The organism is Haloterrigena alkaliphila (genome assembly GCF_017352155.2).
In the GTDB taxonomy this organism is placed as follows: Archaea; Halobacteriota; Halobacteria; order Halobacteriales; family Natrialbaceae; genus Haloterrigena; species Haloterrigena alkaliphila.
Genome location: NZ_CP071462.1, coordinates 3,528,607 through 3,546,082, shown reverse-complemented (window position 1 = coordinate 3,546,082; position 17,476 = coordinate 3,528,607). Strand labels below are relative to the sequence as shown.

Sequence of the window (17,476 nt, the reverse complement as noted above, 5' to 3'; positions counted from 1 at the left end):
GGTTCGCGTTGTAGGCGCTGGTAGCCGGGATCACGGCCGTCTCGAGTGTCGTGGTCGAATCCGAAACGATAGGATAACAGAGACATCTATTCAAGCACAGTTGTTCTAATACAAGAAAAAGAGGACAACAACACCACGTTTTAAGATGGATCGATGTCTACCGAACCTTCGTCACGAATGATGAGACTCAGGACCCACACGCACGCCAGAATCGACACCCTCCGACGGGGTCGCCACGAGGTGGCCCGCGCATGAGCGGCACGGATCTCTCCGCGGAGGATCTCACCCTCCCGATCAAACGCACCGATGGCGAGACCCTCGAGGAGCGGTTGACCGACAACGCCTATCACGACATTCTCCCCGCGCGATACCTGCGCAAGGACGCCGACGGCGACCTCGTCGAGACGCAGGAGGACCTCTTCGAGCGCGTCGGCAAGAACATCGCCCTCGCGGAGGCCGTCTACGAGGCCGAGAAACGCGACGCCCAAATCACGGTCACGCCCGACCAGCTCAAGCCCGACCACCCGCGGCGCGACGAACTCGCCGCGGAGGTGTTCGGCGCGGGCACTACCGCAACAGACGACAACGAGGCCGCGCTGTCTATTTACAACGTCAACAAGTTCGCCTACGACACCGTCGTCCCCGAACTTCCCGACGAGATCCGCGAGCACGTCGAGTCGGTCGCCGACGAGTTCCAGGAGATGATGTCGAACCTCGACTTCATGCCGAACTCGCCGACCCTGATGAACGCGGGCGACGAACTCCAGCAGCTCTCGGCGTGTTTCGTCGACTCCCCCGAGGACGACATCGACGACATCCACCAGACCGCCAAGGAGGCCGCGCAGGTCTTCCAGAGCGGCGGCGGCATGGGCTACGCCTTCTGGCGGCTCCGGCCCTACGGCGACGCGGTCGGCTCGACCGGCGGCATCGCGTCCGGGCCGATCACGTTCATGCGCACGTACGACCAGATGTGCGAGACGATCGCCCAGGGCGGCGCCCGACGGGGCGCGCAGATGGGCGTCATGCGCGTCTCCCACCCGGACGTCATTCAGTTCATCCACTCCAAGAACAAGGACGTCTCGCTGGCCGAGACCCTTCGCCTGAACGACCCCGACGATTACACGCACACCTCCTTCCAGGACGCCCTCGAAGAGGCCCGCGAACTCATCGACGACGAGGGACGGGTCCCCAAACACCTCCGGAACGCCGTCGAGGGCCACCTCTCAAACTTCAACATCTCCGTCGGCATCACCGACGACTTCATGGAGGCCCTGGAGAACGGCGAGGAGTTCACCTTCACTAACCCCCGAACGGAAGAGCCACACATCGCGACGGCGGAGACGAAGGAGCTCTACGACATGTTCGGCCTCGGCGAGTACGTCGAGGTCGGCGAAGAGCTATCGATCCCGGCCGAGGAACTCTGGGACGACATCGTCGAGGGCGCCCACGAGAACGGCGAACCCGGCGTGATCTACCTCGAGCGGGTGAACAAGCAACACTCCTTCGACGTCGAGAAACACCCCGACCACCGCATCCTCGCGACGAACCCCTGCGGAGAACAGCCCCTCGAGGAGTACGAGGCCTGTAACCTCGGCCACATCAACCTCTCGACGCTCGCGGACCTCGAGGCGCCCGACTGGCGCGTCTGGTACGACGACCACGGCGACGAGTACGACTCGCTCGATGACGCCGTCGACGCCTTCCTCGAGGAGGCGATCGACTTCGAGGAGTTCGACCGCCGCATCGAGATGGGCACGCGGTTCCTCGAGAACGTCGTCACGATGAGCGACTTCCCGGTCGAGAAGATCGAGCAGAAGGTCCGGGAGATGCGCAAGATCGGCCTGGGCATCATGGGGCTGGCACAGCTGTACATCCAGCTCGGCATGGAGTACGGCAGCGAGACCTCTAACGAGGTCGCGCGCCAGCTGATGCGCCACATCAATCACGGATCGAAGTGGGCGTCCCACGAACTCGCCGAGGAGCGGGGCAGCTTCGACGAGTGGGACAACTCCAAGTACGCGAACCCGACCGCGTACCGCGAGTGGTTCGAACACCAGACCGGGCTCGACGCCGACGACTGGGCGGACGGGTTCTCGATGCGGAACCACAACACGACGACAATCGCGCCGACCGGCACGACCTCGATGGTCGGCAACACCACCGGCGGCTGTGAACCGATCTACAACGTCGCCTACTACAAGAACGTCTCCGACGACGTGCAGGGCGACGAGATGCTCGTCGAGTTCGACGACTACTTCCTGCGCGTACTGGAGGACAACGACATCGACGTCGACGCGGTCAAGGAGGAAGCCAAAGAGCAGATGGCGACCAACCAGTTCGACGGGGTGGAGGGCCTGTCGACGGTTCCCGACGCCATCGGCGAACTGTTCGTCACGACCGGCGATCTCTCGGCGAAAGACCACGCCGGCGTCCAGGTCGCCTGTCAGGAAGGCGTCGACTCCGCCATCTCGAAGACCGTCAACGCGCCCAACGACTCGACGCTCGAGGACGCCAAGGACGTGTTCGAGTACATCTACGAACACGGCGGGAAGGGCGTCACCTACTACCGCGACGGCACCCGCAGCAAGCAGGTGCTGACCACCCGCGCCGACAACGCCGACTTCGCCGACGAGACCGAGGCCGCACAGGCACTGGTCGAGCAGATCGACGAGATCTTCGGCGGCCTCGAGCAGTTCCTCGAGAGCGACGAGGTTCGGGACGTCCTCGAGGAGGACGTCGGCGGACTGCTCGACGACGACCAGGAGCGCATTACGGTCAACTTCACCGAGAAGCGCGAGCGTCCCGACGCCCTGCAAGGCGTCAGCCAGCGCATCGACACCGGCTACGGCAAGGTCTACGTGACGATCAACGAGGATCCCGAGACCGGCCAGCCGTTCGAACTGTTCGCGAACATCGGCCACTCGGGCGGGTTCACCAACTCCTTCACCGAGGCGCTGGCGAAGGTCATCTCGACCTCGCTGCGCTCGGGCGTCGATCCCGAGGAGATCGTCGACGAACTCTGTGGGACTCGAAGCCCCAAGGTCGCCTGGGACAAGGGCGAACAGATCCAGTCGATCCCGGACGCCATCGGCAGCGCGATGCGTCGCTACCTCGAGGACGAGATCGACAAGCCGTACCCGACCCAGCAGACCCTCGAGGAGTCGGCCGAACTTGACGCGGAAGCCGAGTACGACGGCCCGAAGACCGACGGCGGCGCCGCCGCACAGAACGGCGCCGACGACGACGCCACGCAGGACCTCATCGACGCCGGCGAGTCGCCGGAGTGTCCCGACTGCGGCTCGCTCTCGCTGTACTTCTCCGAAGGCTGCAAAACATGCAATAGCTGCGGTTGGTCGGAATGCTGATCTTCGGCTAACGACCGGCTAGCGGTAGCTTGCTATAGTTTTTAAACGATAACATTTCTACTCGGTGTATGGAATCTATAGAGGAATGTCCGGCCTGTGGACGGACCGGTTTTAAGAATGAGTACGGAATTGGAGTTCATTTAGTAAGGTACTGTGAGAAAAGTACTGGAACACAGGTGGAGTTAGGTCGTGATCTCATCTCTGGCGAAAACCATCCGATGAAAGGACGCGAGATGTCGGAAGAAGCAAAGCGAAAAATCGGAGAGGCATCCTCTGGGAGGGAGATGCCGGAAAAGACAAAACGAAAAATCAGCGAATCGCTGAAAGGACACGAAGTTTCCGAAGAAACGCGACAGAAAATCAGCGAGTCATTACAGGGCGAACAGAATCCCTGGTACGGAGTTACCGGCGAGAATCATCCCCGATACGGTGTCTCGTTCGAACTGGACGAGGAGAGCCGTGAGAAACTCTCGAAGTCGTTGAAAGAAACGTACGAAGAGGATCCAACGAAACACTCGATGTACGGACGAACGGGAGAAGACCATCCCCTGTATGGATACGAGTGGTCTGAAGTACAACTTCAGAAGCTTAGCGAGGCACTGAGGGGGCAGGTACCAGGGAGATCCAGACCGAGACAAGTTATCAAAACTCGAAATATCGTCAGGAACGGCTGGGAAGCAGCGGTAGATATAATTTCACATGACGCGGGATTCGACTATACCTACGAAGATCTGTCCTTCGAATTGAGTGAACGTACGTACACACCGGATTTCGTCGTTGAAGATATCGTAATCGAAGTCAAAGGAATGGTCTGGGAGAACGACGAAACGAAGGCTAATGAATTCATGGACAGGCACGACTACACGTATCTCGTAGTTGGATCAGAGTTGCCGTGCGACGTGCATCTCCCCTGGAAGAAACGTGAAAAGCTTCCAGAAGTCATCAACTCTCGGCTCTGAACTGGAAGCGATAACACTCGATCAAGCGACCGACCGGTCCGGTTCGGCGACGGTTATCGTCCGTCGCCACAGCGCGAGCACGACGCCGGCGCCCGCGAGGACCAGACCGCCGGCGACGGTGAACGCCACCGCGTAACTCGAGGCGGCGAGCCAGCCGCCGGCGACGCTGCCGACGCCGCCCGCGAAGGCCGTGAGCGCGCTGTAGACGCCGAGCGCCTCGCCGCGGACGCCCGCCGGCGCGAGCTGGGTGACGATCGTTCCGGTCGTCACGGAGATGACGGCCCACGTAATCCCGATTACGGCGAAGACGACCGTCGTGCCGACGAGGCCGACGCGGGTCACGCCGAGAGCGGTCCCGACGACGGCGGCGGCCGGCAGTCCGATCGCCCGGCCGAGCAGGCCGGCGACCTGCACGAGGCGGGCGTCGTGGGCCGCGGCGAGTCGACCCACGCGATCGAAACAGACGGCCGACGCGACGCTCGAGAGGAGGTAGAGGGCGAAGATTCCGTCGGAGCCGTAGCCGAGTTCGGCGAGAAAGGCGGGCAGCGGGGCGAAGAAGGCCGCGGAACCGGCGAAGACGAGCACGATCGCGAGGAAGTACAGCGTCAGTTCCGGCGTGAAACGGTGGGCGACGCGGCGCGGATGGAGTCCGCGCGGGTCGACGCGCACCGGGGAGAACGGGAACGTGACGCCGCGGACGTTGAACCGACCCGCACGACGCATCGCGCGCCGGAGCTTCCGCGGTTCCGGTTCCGCGCCCGGTTCGGGGTCCGGGGGGAGCGTTCGAACGGACGCGAGACAGCTCAGAGCGGCACAGGCGGCGCATGCCAGCAGGAACCCCCGCTGGGCCGCGACCGGACCGAGGACCCGCGCGGCGCCGACGGTCCAGACCGTGCCCGCGAGGAGTCCCAGCGCCCAGCCGACCCCCTGATAGGTGTTGAGCCGGGCGATCCGCTCGCTCCACTGCGCGTCGGGAGCGTCGGCGACCGCCAGCAGGGTCAGGATCGGCAGGACGGCGGCGGAAGCGAACCAGACGGTCGCGTTGGCTGCGATCACGACCGCGATCGACCGCGTAAAGGGGATCGCGACGGACATCACGGCGACGAGTGAGAGCGCGGCGACGACGAACATCCGTCGCTTCCCCGTCCTGTCCGCGAGCCCGCCGAACGCCAGCGCGCCGGGAACGCCCGCGAACGCGGCCGCCGCGGCGAGGATCCCGAGCGTGAACGGATCGGCTCCGAGCGAGACGACGTACAGCGGAACGATCACGGAGACGCCGCCGAACGCGGCGGATCCCAGCCCCCACGCGTATAGCCATCGATCGGACATGGAATCCACACTCGAGCGCGTCCGTATAAATGATCGAGTTCGGATCCGGCCCGGACCGCCTCCGCGGGCGGCGGGCACCTCTCGCGGACGACCACCAACACTTAGCAGGGTTCGGCCGGTACCGAGGAGTATGGCTGCCGACGACGAGGAACGCGGGGCCGGGTCGAACGGACGGGACGCGCGTGTCGACGCCGCGAGCGGCGGCCCGGCCTGTCCGTACTGCGAGGCGGCGCTGTTCAAACGCCACTGCAAGTACGTCTGCCCCCAACACGGGGTCATCGTCGACTGTTCCGATCCCTTCCTGTAGTCGGTTCGAGCGGCGAGAGGGGCCACAACGTCACTCAGCGCCCGACTCGAGGCGTGAGTCGCCCGGAACTGCTACAAGACGAGGTGCTGTCGTCTCGAACAAGTACTCTGTATGTCTACGCAACCGACGATCCTCGTCGTCGACGACGAGCGCGAACTCACCGACCTCTACGCGACGTGGGTGAACGAGGATTACGACGTCCTGACCGCCTACGACGGGCGCTCGGCGCTCGAGGCGATGAGCGACGCCGTCGACGTCGTCCTGCTCGACCGACACATGCCCGACGTGACCGGCGACGAAGTCCTCAACCAGATTCGGGCCGCGGGCCACGACTGCTGGGTGATCATGGTCACCGCGGTCGATCCGGGACTCGACATCGTGGAACTGGACATCGACGATTACGTCACCAAACCGGTGACTCGCGCCCAACTGACGCGAATCATCGAGAACCTCCGCGTGCAGGCCCGCTACAACGACGACGGCCGGCGGGAACTCACCGCGCTCTCGAACAAGATGGAGACCCTCGAGGACGAACACTCGCTCGACGACCTCGAGGACACCGAGGCCTACCAGCAACTGGAAGACGATCTCAAGGAACTGAGCGACTCGCTGGTCGGCGACGCGGACGAACGCTGAGCGGCGAACGGCGCTAGTCGTCCGCCGCGCCGGGAGCGGTCCGGGCGCCCCGTCGCGTCCGCGCGGCGCGATACGCGGGGACGGCCAACAGCGCCAGTGCGGCGACGAGACAAGCCAGCGACAGCGCGGTGCCGACGCCGCCGAGGCCGTCGGTCCGCACGGTCGCCGCCGACGCGCCGACGACGACCGCCGCGACCGTCCACGGGAGTTCGCCGACCGCCGTGCCGAGGACGAGGTGGCGGAGGCGAACGCCGCTGACGGCCGCCGCACACGTCGCCACGTCCGACGGGATCGGCGCGAGCCGCGAGGCCACGACGCCCCGGAGGGGGCCCGCCGTCTCGTAGTAGCGCTCGACGACGGTCCGGGCGCGCTCGAGCAGCGAGCGAATTCGGCCGGGTTGGGCCGGCGAACACGCTTTTTCCGGATCGCCGACGAGCCAGCGAGCGGCGAGGAACACGGGAACGACCGTCGTCACGACGCCGACGAGCGCGATCGGAACGCCGACCGCGACGCCGTAGCCGTAGCCGACGACGACGGCCAGCGGCGTCGTCGGCAGGGCGAACAGCGGTCGCAGGAGGTAGAGACAGGCCACGAGGACGCCGAACAGGTACGGGTCGACCGACGCCGACTCGAGGGCCCCGAGCAGCGTCGAGGGTGACAGAAGCACGCCCGTCGTGAGGATCGCCCCGATCGCGACCAGCCCGACGAGCGTTCGCGTCCGTACCGGCGGAACCGACATCGATCGCAGTTTCCCCGCGACCGTTGAAACTTTTGTGACTCCGGGCGGTCGGCGACGCAACGTTTATTCGCCCGGGGCAGACACCACTCACCGATGGACCGAGACGAGCGCCGCGCCGAGACGCCCGTCGAGGCCGACGACGACCGGGTCGCGCTCGGACTGGCGCTGCTCGAGCGACTCGAGCACGAGTCGCTCCCGCTGCCGGACGTTATCGACCGCATCGAGACGGTGACGACCGATCCCACCGTCACGCGGACGATCCTCGACGAAGCGGAACTGCGGGGGGTCATCGATCGCGAGGAGGGGATCATCCGCCCGAAGAGCCGCCAGTACGTCCGCTTCGAGCAGGACGTGATCACGAAGGAGGGCGACTTCTCCTGCCAGCGCTGTGGCTCGGGCCTGTCGACCGGCTACTTCATCGACCTCGAGGCCGGCGAACTGGGGCCGTTCGGCTCCTCGTGTATCCGGAAAGTGACCGGCAGGGAGGACTGAGTGAATCGACGGCGGTTATCGGCCCGCGCGGAGTTCGGCGATCAGTTGCTCGATCGTTTCCTGCTGTCGTTCGATGAGATCGGACTGGCGTTCGACGGCCGCCTCGAGCGAGTCGATACGCTCGAGGAGTGCTTCCGGGTCGATTTCGGGGTCCGACGCGTCGGAATCGGCCGTGAGTCCGTCCGCGGGGTCGACGGTCCCGCGCTTGTCGCGACCGGAATCGGTGTCGGACTCGACGTCGGTTGCACCGGCCGTCTCGGTCGGTTCCGAATCGGCCACCGACGCTGCCGTCTGTTCGTGGGTCATTTCGAACGTCGTGTCGGCCTCAGCGACGGCGGCACCGTCGCGATCCGGATCCGACGACTGGACGTTCGACTGCGGTGCGGTCCGCGTTTCCTGCTGACTCGCCTGCCCCCGCTGTCGGTCGGCGCCCGTTCCCGCTTGCGAAGCGCTCGCGTCGGCGCCGGCGGACGACTGTCCCGTCGTGAGCGGATCGGTCGATTGCGCGCTCCCCCTCCCGGCCGCGCCGTCGGCCGGCTCGTCGGGGGCGTCGTCCGGTTCGGGCGGATTGGCGTCGAGCGGATCGACGCCGTCGCCGAAGTCCATCGAACTCCCGCTTCGCTCGTCCTCGTCCGCTTCGTCCTCGCCGACCGTTTCGTTGAGTTCCTCGAGCGAGGTAACGTCGTGGTACTCGAAGAGGGCGCGCTTGAGGCGTTCGCGGAGGTCGTTGGCCTGTTCGTTGGGCGCCTTGATCCGCTGGGGTCGGCCCGCAGCGGTGAGCACGATCTGGGTGGCGACGCTGCCGTCCTCGAACGCGAGGTTCGTGACGTCTTCGAAGTGGTACTCCTCGTAGTCGCCGTCCCAGACAGCCGCGCCGATGTGTTTGACCAGGCGGTCGCTCGTGATGATCAGCGTCAGTTCGCTGAAGCGGTAGGTCTTGACGACCGTTTCGCCGGCGTCGGTGATCCCGTTACCGTTCAACACGCCGGCCAGTACCGGGTGCAGAACGGAATCGGTCTTGGCGGACGGCACGGAGAACGACTTGGCCCCCTCGAGCGGGTACTCGAGGGTGAACTTCGTCTTCCGGCGGCCCTCGGAGAGGGTCAACCGGTCCGCCTGGTGGGGGTACTCGTCGACCGATTCGTCGCTCAAGATGCCGTCGGATCGATAGACGATGCTGCTCGAGGACGTGATGAAGAGTTCGTCTTCGCCGCCCAGAGAGACTCGGGCCGCGATTTCGTCGCCGTTGAGAGTAGATTGGACGATGCCGGGAACGCTCATGCGCGGGTAGTTGGAACAGCCGTGTGATAAATCCGTGGGTCGGCATTACAGGGCGCCCGGGAATGAGAAGGTTAAAGAAACGCAGCGCACTACCGAAAGACGAGCCCGGGTGGCTTAGCTGGACATAGCGCCGCACTCATAGGGTTCAGAGATTCGGTGCGGTACGCCTTGGAAGCCTCCGTGTCCCGTAGAGGACTGCCGAGCCTCGAACCTGGGACATGCGGAGATCGAGGGTTCGGAGCCCTCCCCGGGCACTTTTCAAAGACGCCACGAGTCGGAGACGAGTGGCAACGCCGAAAATGCCTGGGGAGGCGGAGAACCCGTAGGTCTCACGCGAGCGCCAGCGAGCGTGAGGCGGGAAAGCCCGCAGGGATTTCCGTGGTTCGGAGCCCTCCCCAGAACCAACCCTCGAGCGGAGCGGCTGGCGACGGCGTGAGACCCAACGAACGTGATCGACGAAGCCACCCTCCGAGCGTGCCGACGACGATCGGCGAGTCGCAGGATCGCGTCTTCAGCGGCGTCGCCAGAACGTCTTGTCACGGTCGTTCCAGCAGGTGAACTCGAACACCCAGTAGCGGGGGTCCAGCCCGATGTCGACCTCGCACGACTCGAGTGGCGCCACCAGCGGTTCGATCACGGTCGATGTCGAGCCACGATCGGGGAGTTGAGCGAGTCGTCCGCGGTTCGGAGTTCGATCCGGTAGTTTCGATGCGCCAGCTCGAGCCGTTCGGAACGGACACTGCAGAAACGAGCGTCGATCGCAACCGATGAGATCAGTCCTGGTTGCGCACGGCGAGCATCGTCGCTGCGAGCAATCCGACGACAGCGACGGCCGGTCCGAACCCGGGCAGTCCGTCGTCGGATTCGTCGTTCGATTCGTTTTCGTCATCGGCGCTCGCTTCCGAATCCACGGACAGCGTCTCCGGCGCTTCCTCGTGAAGGTGCCACGTCGCAACCGTACCGTCGACCGAGTACGCGTTCGAGTCGGTGATTTCGTACGGCATGTCGAAGACGTACGTCATCTGGTTGATCTGGTCGTCGTCTGCGGGGTCCTCGACGCCGCTCCACTCGAGCGAAACCGATTCGTCGTCGGCGGTAATGTTCAGCACGTCGATCGCCGACGCGTTGACCTCGGTAAAGCGCATGTCGAGGACGTATCCGTTCTCGACCTCGCGGTCTTCGGCGACGCTGTACTCCTCGTACGGGGAATTCTGCTCGAGCGAATCTTCGGCGAACCACTCGGCGACGGAGTCGTACCCGTCGTCTTCCGCAGCGGACAGCATGAACTGGTAGGTCTGTTCGTCGAGAGTCCAATTCATGTCGACCGCATCAATCCCGCCGTCTTCCGTTATCGTCGCTTCGATCTCCATCGATTGCCCGCCCTCCTGAGCGGCGGCTGTTCCGGACAAGGGGCCCGCACTCACCGCAACGAGTACCGTCAGTACGACCAGTATACCGTTTTTGAAACTCATGCAAGAAATATACTCCTTTCGACTGATATAATACTATTCACCGAACCTCCGCCACACTACCACTGTCGGCTGGTCCTGTCGCCACCATTACCTTTATACGCCACTCCATAGCATGGCGTGGTATGGGGACGGGGGTCTCACCGAGTCACAGCATCGTCACACAGATCGCCGCGGCCGAGGGCATCGACCCGACGGAGCTGCGGCCGCCGCTTCACGCAGTCGTCGATCCGGCCGCGCTCGATCGGTTGGTCGACTCGTGCGAGCCAGGCGCGAGCGACGACCGCGTGCGTATCGAATTCGAATACTGCGGCTATACGGTCCGGGTCTCCGGAACGGGAGACGTGGACGTGATCGGAGCGAGCCAACTCGGCGGCTCGAGTCCGGATTCGGCGGAGGAGTCACACGGCGACTGAGCAGGTGGTCCACGTCGCTTGATCGGCGGACACCGAGACGGGCCGAGTCGCGATCAGTCCCGGTGTGTGCGTTCGATACCGGCCGGTCCCGCGTTCTCGAGGCGTCGGACGCCGAGTCTCGGAACCGGGGGCGAGAGGGAACGAATAGTCCGAGCAATCGCCACGTATTCTGTCGTCGCCGGGCTCTCGGATCGCTCGAAATGAGCGCCGGCGACGCGCTGAATCAGGAGGCGCGGCTGTCGGTCGAACGTGGTCGAAAGAACGGTGAGTGGAGACCGATCTACGCCGAGTCGATACGGATTTCGCCGGCGGCGGTGATCGTTACCAGACAATCGCTGTACTCGAAGGTAACTGATCCGCCGTCACGGACGCCGTCCGCGCGGGGCTCGAACAGGCGTTCGAGCGCGTCGGTGTCGATCGCGTAGTGAAGCGGCTCCAGTTCGGTCACGTCTCGGTTCCGGAACGTCGCGACGGCGTCGACGATGGCGACGCTCAGTGGTTCGGTGTCGAGTCGGTCGTATTGCACAACGTATCGTCCCGTCGCTTGCGCGGACGGTGATCGTGAAGTCATCTCAGTCATTTGTTCTGCGCACCCCCAGTGCGGTCTGTGGGAAGACATCCTCCCTTCACGAGACGGCGTAAAGAACGTGATTGTTAACTGTATAACTGGGATCGCGGATCGTGGTTAACTGTGTAACCCCACGGACGACGAGTCGTCGAACAGCGCGGTAAAGAGCTTCAACTCGACGGCTCGGACGTGTTTGTGAAACGCCGGCGCGGAGATGTCCAGCGAGTCGGCGATCGCTTCACCGGTCGTCCGACGCGGCCACTCGAAGAAGCCGCCGTGGTACGCCGTCTGGACGACCTCTCGCTGTCGGTCCGTCAGCCGATCGAGCAGCGAATTCCGGGCGGACGCGTCGATCGCAGCGCGAGCGGTCGTCGAGTCCTCGCGACGGGCGACCAGTGACGCCGCGAACCCGCGGCGGCGCAGTTCCGACAGGACGTCCCTGATCTCGATCGATTCCGGGACGACGACGGTCGCACGGACGCCGTCGTCATCGGCGACCAGCGTTCGGAGCGTGCCGCCGTGGGCGTCGACCGCCGCGCCGAGAAACGGCGTCGTATACCGGAGCTGAACCAGCGTTTCCGCGTCGGTTTCCGCGATGACGGCGACGTCGCCGATTCCCTCGATGTCGGACGGATCGGTCGTCTCGGGATCGACCGCCCCGTCGACCACTGCGAAGATCGTCGGCGAGTCCTCCGCGCGCGTCGTCCGACCCTCGAACTCGACGCGCGACCCCAGCCGATCGGCGAGTCGACCCATCGGAACCGCGTCCTCGAGATCGAGTTCGAGTTCGACCACGGCGACGTCGTCGTCGCGCAGCGCGGCGGTTCGCTTGACCGTGTCGATCGCGTAGCCGATGGTCTCGCCGAGTTCCGCGAGCATCGATCGAAGCGGTTCGTCGAACGCGTCCCGGTCGTCGCAGTAGAGGGCGAGCACGCCGTAGAGGAACCCGTCGTAGACGAGCGGAACGGCGTACACCGACTGGAAGCTCCGCGAGAGGGCGTCCCCCCGCCACGATCCGTCGCGGACCGAATCGGCGACGTTTTCGACGGCCATCGGCGACCGCGTTCGCGCCGCACGGCCCGTCGGCTCGGCGGCGGAGTCGTCGACGGTCGTCACCGCGACCGCGTCGAGATAGCCCCGTTCGTGGCCCGCTCGGACCCGCGGCCGAATCCGGGTCCCGCCCGGGTCCGGCTCCCCGATCCAGGCGAACGAACACGACTCGAGGTCGGCGAGGCGATCGCAGATTCCGCGTTCGATCTCGGCGCGGGAGTCGGCCATCAGGAGCAACTGTTCGATGTCCTGTCGAACTTGACTGGCGGCGTTGAGCCGCTCGAGATGCCTGTTCTGTCGCTTGAGTTCCCACTCGTGACCGTGGAGGCGTCGCGTGCGGGTGATCCGGTCGAGCGCCGCTTCGGCCGTCCTGGCGAACAGTTTTGCGAGTTCGAACGTCTCGTCGTCGTACCGAGCCGGCTGGGGATCGAGCGCGACGAGGACGCCGTGTTCACCGATCGGAACGTAGAGCCCGCTCCGGGCGTTACCGGGCGGTTCGCCGGTCAGTGACGAATCGGCGAGGTCGTCGAACCGGCCGGGCGTATCCTCGACGAACGCGGTCCAGGCGGGCCCGTCGCCGGGCTGGAGCCGCGGCGGCGAACCGATCGCTTCCTCGAGCCCCTGCGAGTAGGCCGTCGGCACCAGCTCGTTTCGCTGGTCGTCGAAGCGGTAGACGACGGTCTCGAGGTCGAGGACGTCGCAAGCGACGTCGACGACGTACTCGCAGGCGGCCTGCTCGGATTCGACGGTCAGCAGGTGGCTCGTCGCCTCGTGCAGTGCGTTCAGCGCCTCCTGATACTGAGCGCGCTCGGTGACGTCGACGGCGGTCCCGATCACGCGTTCGACGGTCCCGTCCTCGGTGATCGGCCGACACCACGCTTCGAAGACGCGGCCGTCCAGCGTGGCCGACGAGTGCGTCGACTCCCCCTCCAGCGCCGCGCCGAAGTCGGCGAGGACGCCCTCGTAGTCCTCGAACACGTCGAAGACCGACTGGCCGACAACGTCGTCAGCGGCCGCGTCGAGGTTCTCGAGGGCGCGTCCCTCCGCGAGGGTGATCGTCCCCTCGTCGTCGAACGCGAAGAGGACGACGGGGACGTTCTGCACGAGGGTTTCCAGCCGTTCCGTTCGGTCCTTGAGATCCCGCTTGCGTTCGACCCGGTCGGTGACGTCCTGCAGGTACACCGAGAGCCCCGACGACGACGGGTAGAGCTGGACATCGTACCAGCGATCGCTCGGCTCGTAGTACCGCTCGAGGGAGGTCGAATCCCCCGTCCGCGTCGCTTCGAGCGCCGCCTCCTGGAAGGGCGTGTCCCGGAGTTCGGGGAACAGTTCGAGGATTTTCCGCCCTTTCGCCTCCGCCGGATCGACGTCCAGGATCGTCGCGGCCCGATCGTTGACGGACGTGAACCGCCACTCCGGATCGAGCGCGAAGACGGCGTCGCTCACTCGATCGAACGATTCCGCCAGATCCCGTTCGACCCGATGGATCTCGCTCACGTCACGGATCGAGGCGACGATGCCGTCGATCTCGCCGTCGGAGTCCGATCGGCGACTCGGGGACCGTCGTGTCTCGTCGCCGAGTCGGTTCGTGAGGACGACTTCGTGTTCGTACCAGGAGCGGTCCGCGTGCTGGCACCGGTACTCGGCGGTCGTCGTCGCGCCGGGATCGGCCGCACACAGCGCGTCGAAATCGGCCCGAAGCGCCGACGCGTCGTCCGGGTGGACGTACTCCAGAAAGTGCGTGTCGAGCATCCGCTCGGCGTCGTAGCCGCCGACTTGCTCGGCCGACGGGCCGACGTAGGTGATCGACCCGTCCGTATCGAGGAGGATCAGCAGGTCGTCGGTGTGGGCGAGCAACGACTCGAACCACTCCGCTCGGCGCGCAGCCGTCCGACGCGCCGACGCCGATTCGACGGCTCGGCGGAGCCGGTGGGCGAGAAGCGACGGCTGGTCGGTCGTCGTCTTCGCGATTACGTCGGCCGCGCCGTCGCTCAGGAGTCGATCGATCGCCCCGGTATCCGGCGATTCGACGGCGTATACCACCGGCCACTCGTCGCCGAGCGCAGCGAGCACGTCTCGGTCGTCGGTCAGCACGCAGTTTGCCCCCTCGAGGGGTGCCGCGTCGAGTTCGGACGGTTCGAACGGGCCGTGGACCGCCACGTCACCGTCGTCGAGGCCCGTTCGAACCGTCCGAAGCCACGTCGAGGAGCCGACTGCGTGGGCTCGAATCGGGGCCGTTTCGAGCCCCTCGAGACCGCGATTCATACCACTCGATGCGAGCGGCGCGGATAAAAACCTCGTGCTGTGGGCGGGTGTTCGGTGAGGGATCGCGGGCTCGAGAGCAGCCGCATCGAAATCGTCCGTCCCCGCGTACGGTCAGCGGGTTCGATCTCCGCGCTCGGCGCGGATTCGGTACTCTCGAGCGTTCCACGGGTTCCTACGAGGGCAGGGGACAGAGACTCGCCGTGAACACGACCCGCTCGTCGGTCTCGTTTCGCGCGCCGTGGACCGCGCCGCGTTCGTGGTGTACGACGCCGGGGCCCGCGATCGACTCGCTCTCCTCGTCTCGAATCACGGTTACCGTCCCCTCGAGCACGTGGAAGACGTTCGTGCTGTCGGGGTGGTCGTGGGGCTCGAGTTCGGCGTCCGGCCCGAGGGCGAACGCCTTGACGAGCACGTCGTCGGTAACGACCAGTTCCGCCGTTTCGACCTCGCCCTCGGCGGGATCGAGGTCGGCGAGCGCGTCGGCGTATTCGTCGAGCGCCATAGCCGAGGGTTCGTCGTACTCGCTCATAAAATCCCGTTCGACGCCCGTACGTCTCGGTACTGGGCGTCACGGTACCGGGCATCTCGGTATTCCGATGTCGGTCGTCTCGGTATCTCGTGCCTCGGTGTCCCCGCGACCCGGGTTGCCGCGCCTCGCTCGTTCGCCGCGCCGCGGTCACTCGAGCGACAGCGGCGCGTGTTCGGCCCGGTACTCGTAGCCCGTTCCGTTCTCGACGGCGTCGATCGATTCGACCTCGCGCAGCCGAATCTCCCGTTCCATCTTCGTCACGACGGGCGTGTCGTAGTGGGTCGCCTGATATTCGAACGCTTTCCCCTCCTCGCGGCGACGGGCGACGAACTCGCGGTGTCGCTCGAGTCGCGCCCGGCCGACCGACCGCGACAGCCCCGGAACCTGATCGAGACTGTCGGTAAAGCGCTCGACGAACGCCGCCTCGAGCTCCGACCCGACCGAGTGACGGCCGGCGCACATCGCCGCGAGGGTGGTCGTCCCGGTCCCCCAGAAGGGGTCGAGGACCGTGTCCCCGTAGGCCGAGTACATGCAGATCAGCCGGTAGGGGATCTCGAGGGGGTAGGCCGCCGATCGGTCCCGGAGGTCGTCGCTGCCGAGGTCCTGCAGTTCGCCCCGGACCTCGGTCCAGACGTCCGAAAACCAGCGGTTGCGCTCCTCCCAGAAGTAGGCGGCCTCGTACCGGCGGTCGGCGCCCGGTTCGAACTCGCGGCTCTCGCCGCCCTTCCGAAAGACGAGCACGTACTCGTGCTCGAGGGTGACGTAGGCGTTGGGCGGAATCATCCCGCTGCCCATGAACTTGGCGGCGCTGTTGGCGGGCTTTCGCCAGAGGACGTCCGGGAGGGGGTCGAACCCCCGCGACTCGAACGCCTCGAGGACGCGCGCGTGGTTCGCGTAGACGCGGAAACTACCGTCGACCGACCGGGTCGCGTCGCCGACGTTGAGACACGCGATGCCGCCGTCGACCAGCACGCGCTCGAGTTCGTCCCAGACGAGCTCGAGCTGGGCGTGCATCGCCTCGAACGCCGCGCGGCCGTCGCCGGCCTCGAGCGCGTCGCCGACGGCGGGATCGAGTTCCGTGAAGAGGTCGTCCCACATCTCGATCATCGGATAGGGTGGGGACGTGACGACCAGGTCGACGGAGGCGTCGTCGATGGCCTCGAGATCCCGGGAGTCGCCGACGAAGGCACGGTGGATCGTCTCCATTGGGTTCACTCTGTCGGCGTCGGCCCCTTAGCTCCTTCGTCAGCACGGGCGACCGAGGCCGGGCCCGACCCGGTGCTGTCGACGCCCGATCCCGTGGGCGGGACAGAAACGGAATCGGACGGAAACGGAACCGGATGTCAGGCGAGCGCGGCCACCGCGGACGGTGTTACTCCTCTTCCGTCTCCTCGGACTCCTCGCCCTCGTCCGTCTCGGCCTCGGCTTCCAGCTCCTCTTCCTCGTCCTCGAGTTCGTCGCTCGTCGCCGGTTCGAACTCCTCGATCGGCTCCCACTCCTCTTCCTCCGACGAGGCGAACCGACGGCGAAGGACCGCGATTGCGCCGAGGACGCCCACGAGGAGCAGCAGCGGCGCGACGCGACTCGATCCGCCTTCGTCGCTCGCCCCTTCGTCACTCGTTCCGTCGTCACTCGTCGTCTCGCTCACCGACGCCGACTCGCCGCCGACCTGTTCCTCCATGACGTCCTCGATGATGTCGGGCTCTTCGAGGTCGTCGATCGACGTCTCCTCGAGTTGCGGCGAGCGCTGTCCCGCGAGAAAGCCCAGCGCGGCGCCCGCACCGAAGAGGATCCCAGCCAGCGGGAGGCTGCGTCCGCCATCGGAACCGGTGCCGTCGGCCTCCTCTACCGCCTCGAGGATGGAGTCTCGCAACGGGGACTTCATTCCCAGTCCGATCGCTTCTTTGACGACTGTCTCGGACAACATCTTCTCCTGTTGCTCGCTTTCGGCCATAATCGCTCCCGACCACATCCCCATAAATAACTCTGTCCAACGTTTCCGCCGTTCGAATCGAGTTCCCGGCAGTTATGTGTCGGCTACTGGCTCCCAATCCGAGATGTAACCGCTACC

The 17,476-nt window shown here is 65.5% G+C and carries 16 protein-coding genes and 1 tRNA gene; 7 read left to right on the top strand and 10 right to left on the bottom strand.

Going from position 1 to position 17,476, the window contains the following annotated elements; genetic code table 11:
• Nucleotides 1-251 precede the first annotated feature (251 nt).
• Nucleotides 252-3,365, top strand: coding sequence for an adenosylcobalamin-dependent ribonucleoside-diphosphate reductase (locus J0X25_RS36185; RefSeq protein WP_207288716.1), 3,114 nt, complete (start codon nt 252-254; stop codon nt 3,363-3,365).
• Nucleotides 3,366-3,433: 68 nt separating this feature from the next.
• Nucleotides 3,434-4,324, top strand: a complete 891-nt coding sequence (locus J0X25_RS36180; protein ID WP_207288715.1) for an NUMOD3 domain-containing DNA-binding protein — start codon at nt 3,434-3,436, stop codon at nt 4,322-4,324.
• Nucleotides 4,325-4,345: 21 nt separating this feature from the next.
• Here J0X25_RS36180 and J0X25_RS36175 read toward each other — a convergent pair whose 3' ends face one another.
• A complete protein-coding gene (locus tag J0X25_RS36175) occupies nt 4,346-5,653 on the bottom strand; it encodes an MFS transporter (protein ID WP_207288714.1) in 1,308 nt (435 codons plus the stop codon).
• Nucleotides 5,654-5,783: 130 nt separating this feature from the next.
• On the opposite strand from J0X25_RS36175, the gene J0X25_RS36170 reads away from it, so the two are divergent.
• Together J0X25_RS36170 and J0X25_RS36165 are read left to right on the top strand one after the other, a co-directional pair.
• Nucleotides 5,784-5,960, top strand: a complete 177-nt coding sequence (locus J0X25_RS36170; protein WP_207288713.1) for an HVO_2523 family zinc finger protein — start codon at nt 5,784-5,786, stop codon at nt 5,958-5,960.
• 111 nt (nt 5,961-6,071) lie between these two features.
• Entirely contained in the window at nt 6,072-6,596 is a 525-nt protein-coding gene (locus tag J0X25_RS36165) for a response regulator (RefSeq protein WP_207288712.1), read from the top strand.
• 13 nt (nt 6,597-6,609) lie between these two features.
• On the opposite strand, the gene J0X25_RS36160 is transcribed toward J0X25_RS36165, so the two are convergent.
• Nucleotides 6,610-7,335: a TVP38/TMEM64 family protein gene (locus J0X25_RS36160; RefSeq protein WP_207288711.1), complete on the bottom strand. Its 726-nt coding sequence runs from the start codon at nt 7,333-7,335 to the stop codon at nt 6,610-6,612.
• Nucleotides 7,336-7,428: 93 nt separating this feature from the next.
• Here J0X25_RS36160 and J0X25_RS36155 point away from each other — a divergent pair, with 93 nt between their 5' ends.
• Nucleotides 7,429-7,827 (top strand): DUF5830 family protein, encoded by a 399-nt coding sequence (locus tag J0X25_RS36155; RefSeq protein ID WP_207288710.1) that lies wholly within the window; start codon nt 7,429-7,431, stop codon nt 7,825-7,827.
• A 15-nt stretch (nt 7,828-7,842) separates the two neighbouring features.
• Here the strand turns inward: J0X25_RS36155 and J0X25_RS36150 are convergent, their stop codons facing one another.
• On the bottom strand, nt 7,843-9,108 hold the full coding sequence (locus tag J0X25_RS36150; RefSeq protein ID WP_207288709.1) for a DUF7115 domain-containing protein: 1,266 nt from the start codon (nt 9,106-9,108) through the stop codon (nt 7,843-7,845).
• A gap of 103 nt (nt 9,109-9,211) precedes the next feature.
• On the opposite strand from J0X25_RS36150, the gene J0X25_RS36145 reads away from it, so the two are divergent.
• Nucleotides 9,212-9,362 (top strand) — tRNA-Met (locus J0X25_RS36145).
• A 257-nt stretch (nt 9,363-9,619) separates the two neighbouring features.
• On the opposite strand, the gene J0X25_RS39855 is transcribed toward J0X25_RS36145, so the two are convergent.
• Nucleotides 9,620-9,745, bottom strand: a complete 126-nt coding sequence (locus tag J0X25_RS39855; protein WP_284145163.1) for a hypothetical protein — start codon at nt 9,743-9,745, stop codon at nt 9,620-9,622.
• Between the two features lie 136 nt (nt 9,746-9,881).
• Nucleotides 9,882-10,580, bottom strand: a complete 699-nt coding sequence (locus tag J0X25_RS36140) for a PGF-CTERM sorting domain-containing protein (RefSeq protein WP_207288708.1) — start codon at nt 10,578-10,580, stop codon at nt 9,882-9,884.
• A 122-nt stretch (nt 10,581-10,702) separates the two neighbouring features.
• Here J0X25_RS36140 and ddfA (J0X25_RS36135) point away from each other — a divergent pair, with 122 nt between their 5' ends.
• Nucleotides 10,703-10,993: a DdfA family disk-determining factor gene (gene ddfA, locus J0X25_RS36135; RefSeq protein WP_207288707.1), complete on the top strand. Its 291-nt coding sequence runs from the start codon at nt 10,703-10,705 to the stop codon at nt 10,991-10,993.
• 280 nt (nt 10,994-11,273) lie between these two features.
• On the opposite strand, the gene ddfA (J0X25_RS36130) is transcribed toward ddfA (J0X25_RS36135), so the two are convergent.
• The 5 genes from ddfA (J0X25_RS36130) to J0X25_RS36110 all read right to left on the bottom strand — a co-directional run bounded on the left by ddfA (J0X25_RS36130) (nt 11,274) and on the right by J0X25_RS36110 (nt 17,359).
• Nucleotides 11,274-11,573, bottom strand: coding sequence for a DdfA family disk-determining factor (gene ddfA, locus J0X25_RS36130; protein WP_207288706.1), 300 nt, complete (start codon nt 11,571-11,573; stop codon nt 11,274-11,276).
• Nucleotides 11,574-11,678: 105 nt separating this feature from the next.
• Nucleotides 11,679-14,876, bottom strand: a complete 3,198-nt coding sequence (locus J0X25_RS36125) for a PAS domain-containing protein (RefSeq protein WP_207288705.1) — start codon at nt 14,874-14,876, stop codon at nt 11,679-11,681.
• A gap of 172 nt (nt 14,877-15,048) precedes the next feature.
• Nucleotides 15,049-15,378 carry a cupin domain-containing protein gene (locus J0X25_RS36120; protein WP_207288704.1) on the bottom strand — a complete coding sequence of 110 codons (330 nt, stop codon included), beginning with the start codon at nt 15,376-15,378 and terminating at the stop codon, nt 15,049-15,051.
• Between the two features lie 174 nt (nt 15,379-15,552).
• Nucleotides 15,553-16,611, bottom strand: coding sequence for a DNA-methyltransferase (locus tag J0X25_RS36115; RefSeq protein WP_207288703.1), 1,059 nt, complete (start codon nt 16,609-16,611; stop codon nt 15,553-15,555).
• 166 nt (nt 16,612-16,777) lie between these two features.
• The gene (locus tag J0X25_RS36110) at nt 16,778-17,359 is read right to left on the bottom strand and encodes a hypothetical protein (protein ID WP_207288702.1); all 582 of its coding nucleotides are present in this window, start codon (nt 17,357-17,359) and stop codon (nt 16,778-16,780) included.
• Nucleotides 17,360-17,476 lie beyond the last annotated feature (117 nt).

What these genes read in the sequence shown, in the direction of transcription:
- J0X25_RS36150 (WP_207288709.1), bottom strand. Translation starts at nt 9,108, where the DNA reads ATGAGCGTTCCCGGCATCGTCCAATCTACTCTCAACGGCGACGAAATC.
- J0X25_RS36185 (WP_207288716.1), top strand. Translation starts at nt 252, where the DNA reads ATGAGCGGCACGGATCTCTCCGCGGAGGATCTCACCCTCCCGATCAAA.
- J0X25_RS36115 (WP_207288703.1), bottom strand. Translation starts at nt 16,611, where the DNA reads ATGGAGACGATCCACCGTGCCTTCGTCGGCGACTCCCGGGATCTCGAG.
- J0X25_RS36125 (WP_207288705.1), bottom strand. Translation starts at nt 14,876, where the DNA reads ATGAATCGCGGTCTCGAGGGGCTCGAAACGGCCCCGATTCGAGCCCAC.
- J0X25_RS36110 (WP_207288702.1), bottom strand. Translation starts at nt 17,359, where the DNA reads ATGGCCGAAAGCGAGCAACAGGAGAAGATGTTGTCCGAGACAGTCGTC.
- J0X25_RS36120 (WP_207288704.1), bottom strand. Translation starts at nt 15,378, where the DNA reads ATGGCGCTCGACGAATACGCCGACGCGCTCGCCGACCTCGATCCCGCC.
- J0X25_RS36180 (WP_207288715.1), top strand. Translation starts at nt 3,434, where the DNA reads ATGGAATCTATAGAGGAATGTCCGGCCTGTGGACGGACCGGTTTTAAG.
- J0X25_RS36140 (WP_207288708.1), bottom strand. Translation starts at nt 10,580, where the DNA reads ATGAGTTTCAAAAACGGTATACTGGTCGTACTGACGGTACTCGTTGCG.
- J0X25_RS36170 (WP_207288713.1), top strand. Translation starts at nt 5,784, where the DNA reads ATGGCTGCCGACGACGAGGAACGCGGGGCCGGGTCGAACGGACGGGAC.
- J0X25_RS36160 (WP_207288711.1), bottom strand. Translation starts at nt 7,335, where the DNA reads ATGTCGGTTCCGCCGGTACGGACGCGAACGCTCGTCGGGCTGGTCGCG.
- J0X25_RS36155 (WP_207288710.1), top strand. Translation starts at nt 7,429, where the DNA reads ATGGACCGAGACGAGCGCCGCGCCGAGACGCCCGTCGAGGCCGACGAC.
- ddfA (WP_207288706.1), bottom strand. Translation starts at nt 11,573, where the DNA reads ATGACTGAGATGACTTCACGATCACCGTCCGCGCAAGCGACGGGACGA.
- ddfA (WP_207288707.1), top strand. Translation starts at nt 10,703, where the DNA reads ATGGGGACGGGGGTCTCACCGAGTCACAGCATCGTCACACAGATCGCC.
- J0X25_RS36165 (WP_207288712.1), top strand. Translation starts at nt 6,072, where the DNA reads ATGTCTACGCAACCGACGATCCTCGTCGTCGACGACGAGCGCGAACTC.
- J0X25_RS36175 (WP_207288714.1), bottom strand. Translation starts at nt 5,653, where the DNA reads ATGTCCGATCGATGGCTATACGCGTGGGGGCTGGGATCCGCCGCGTTC.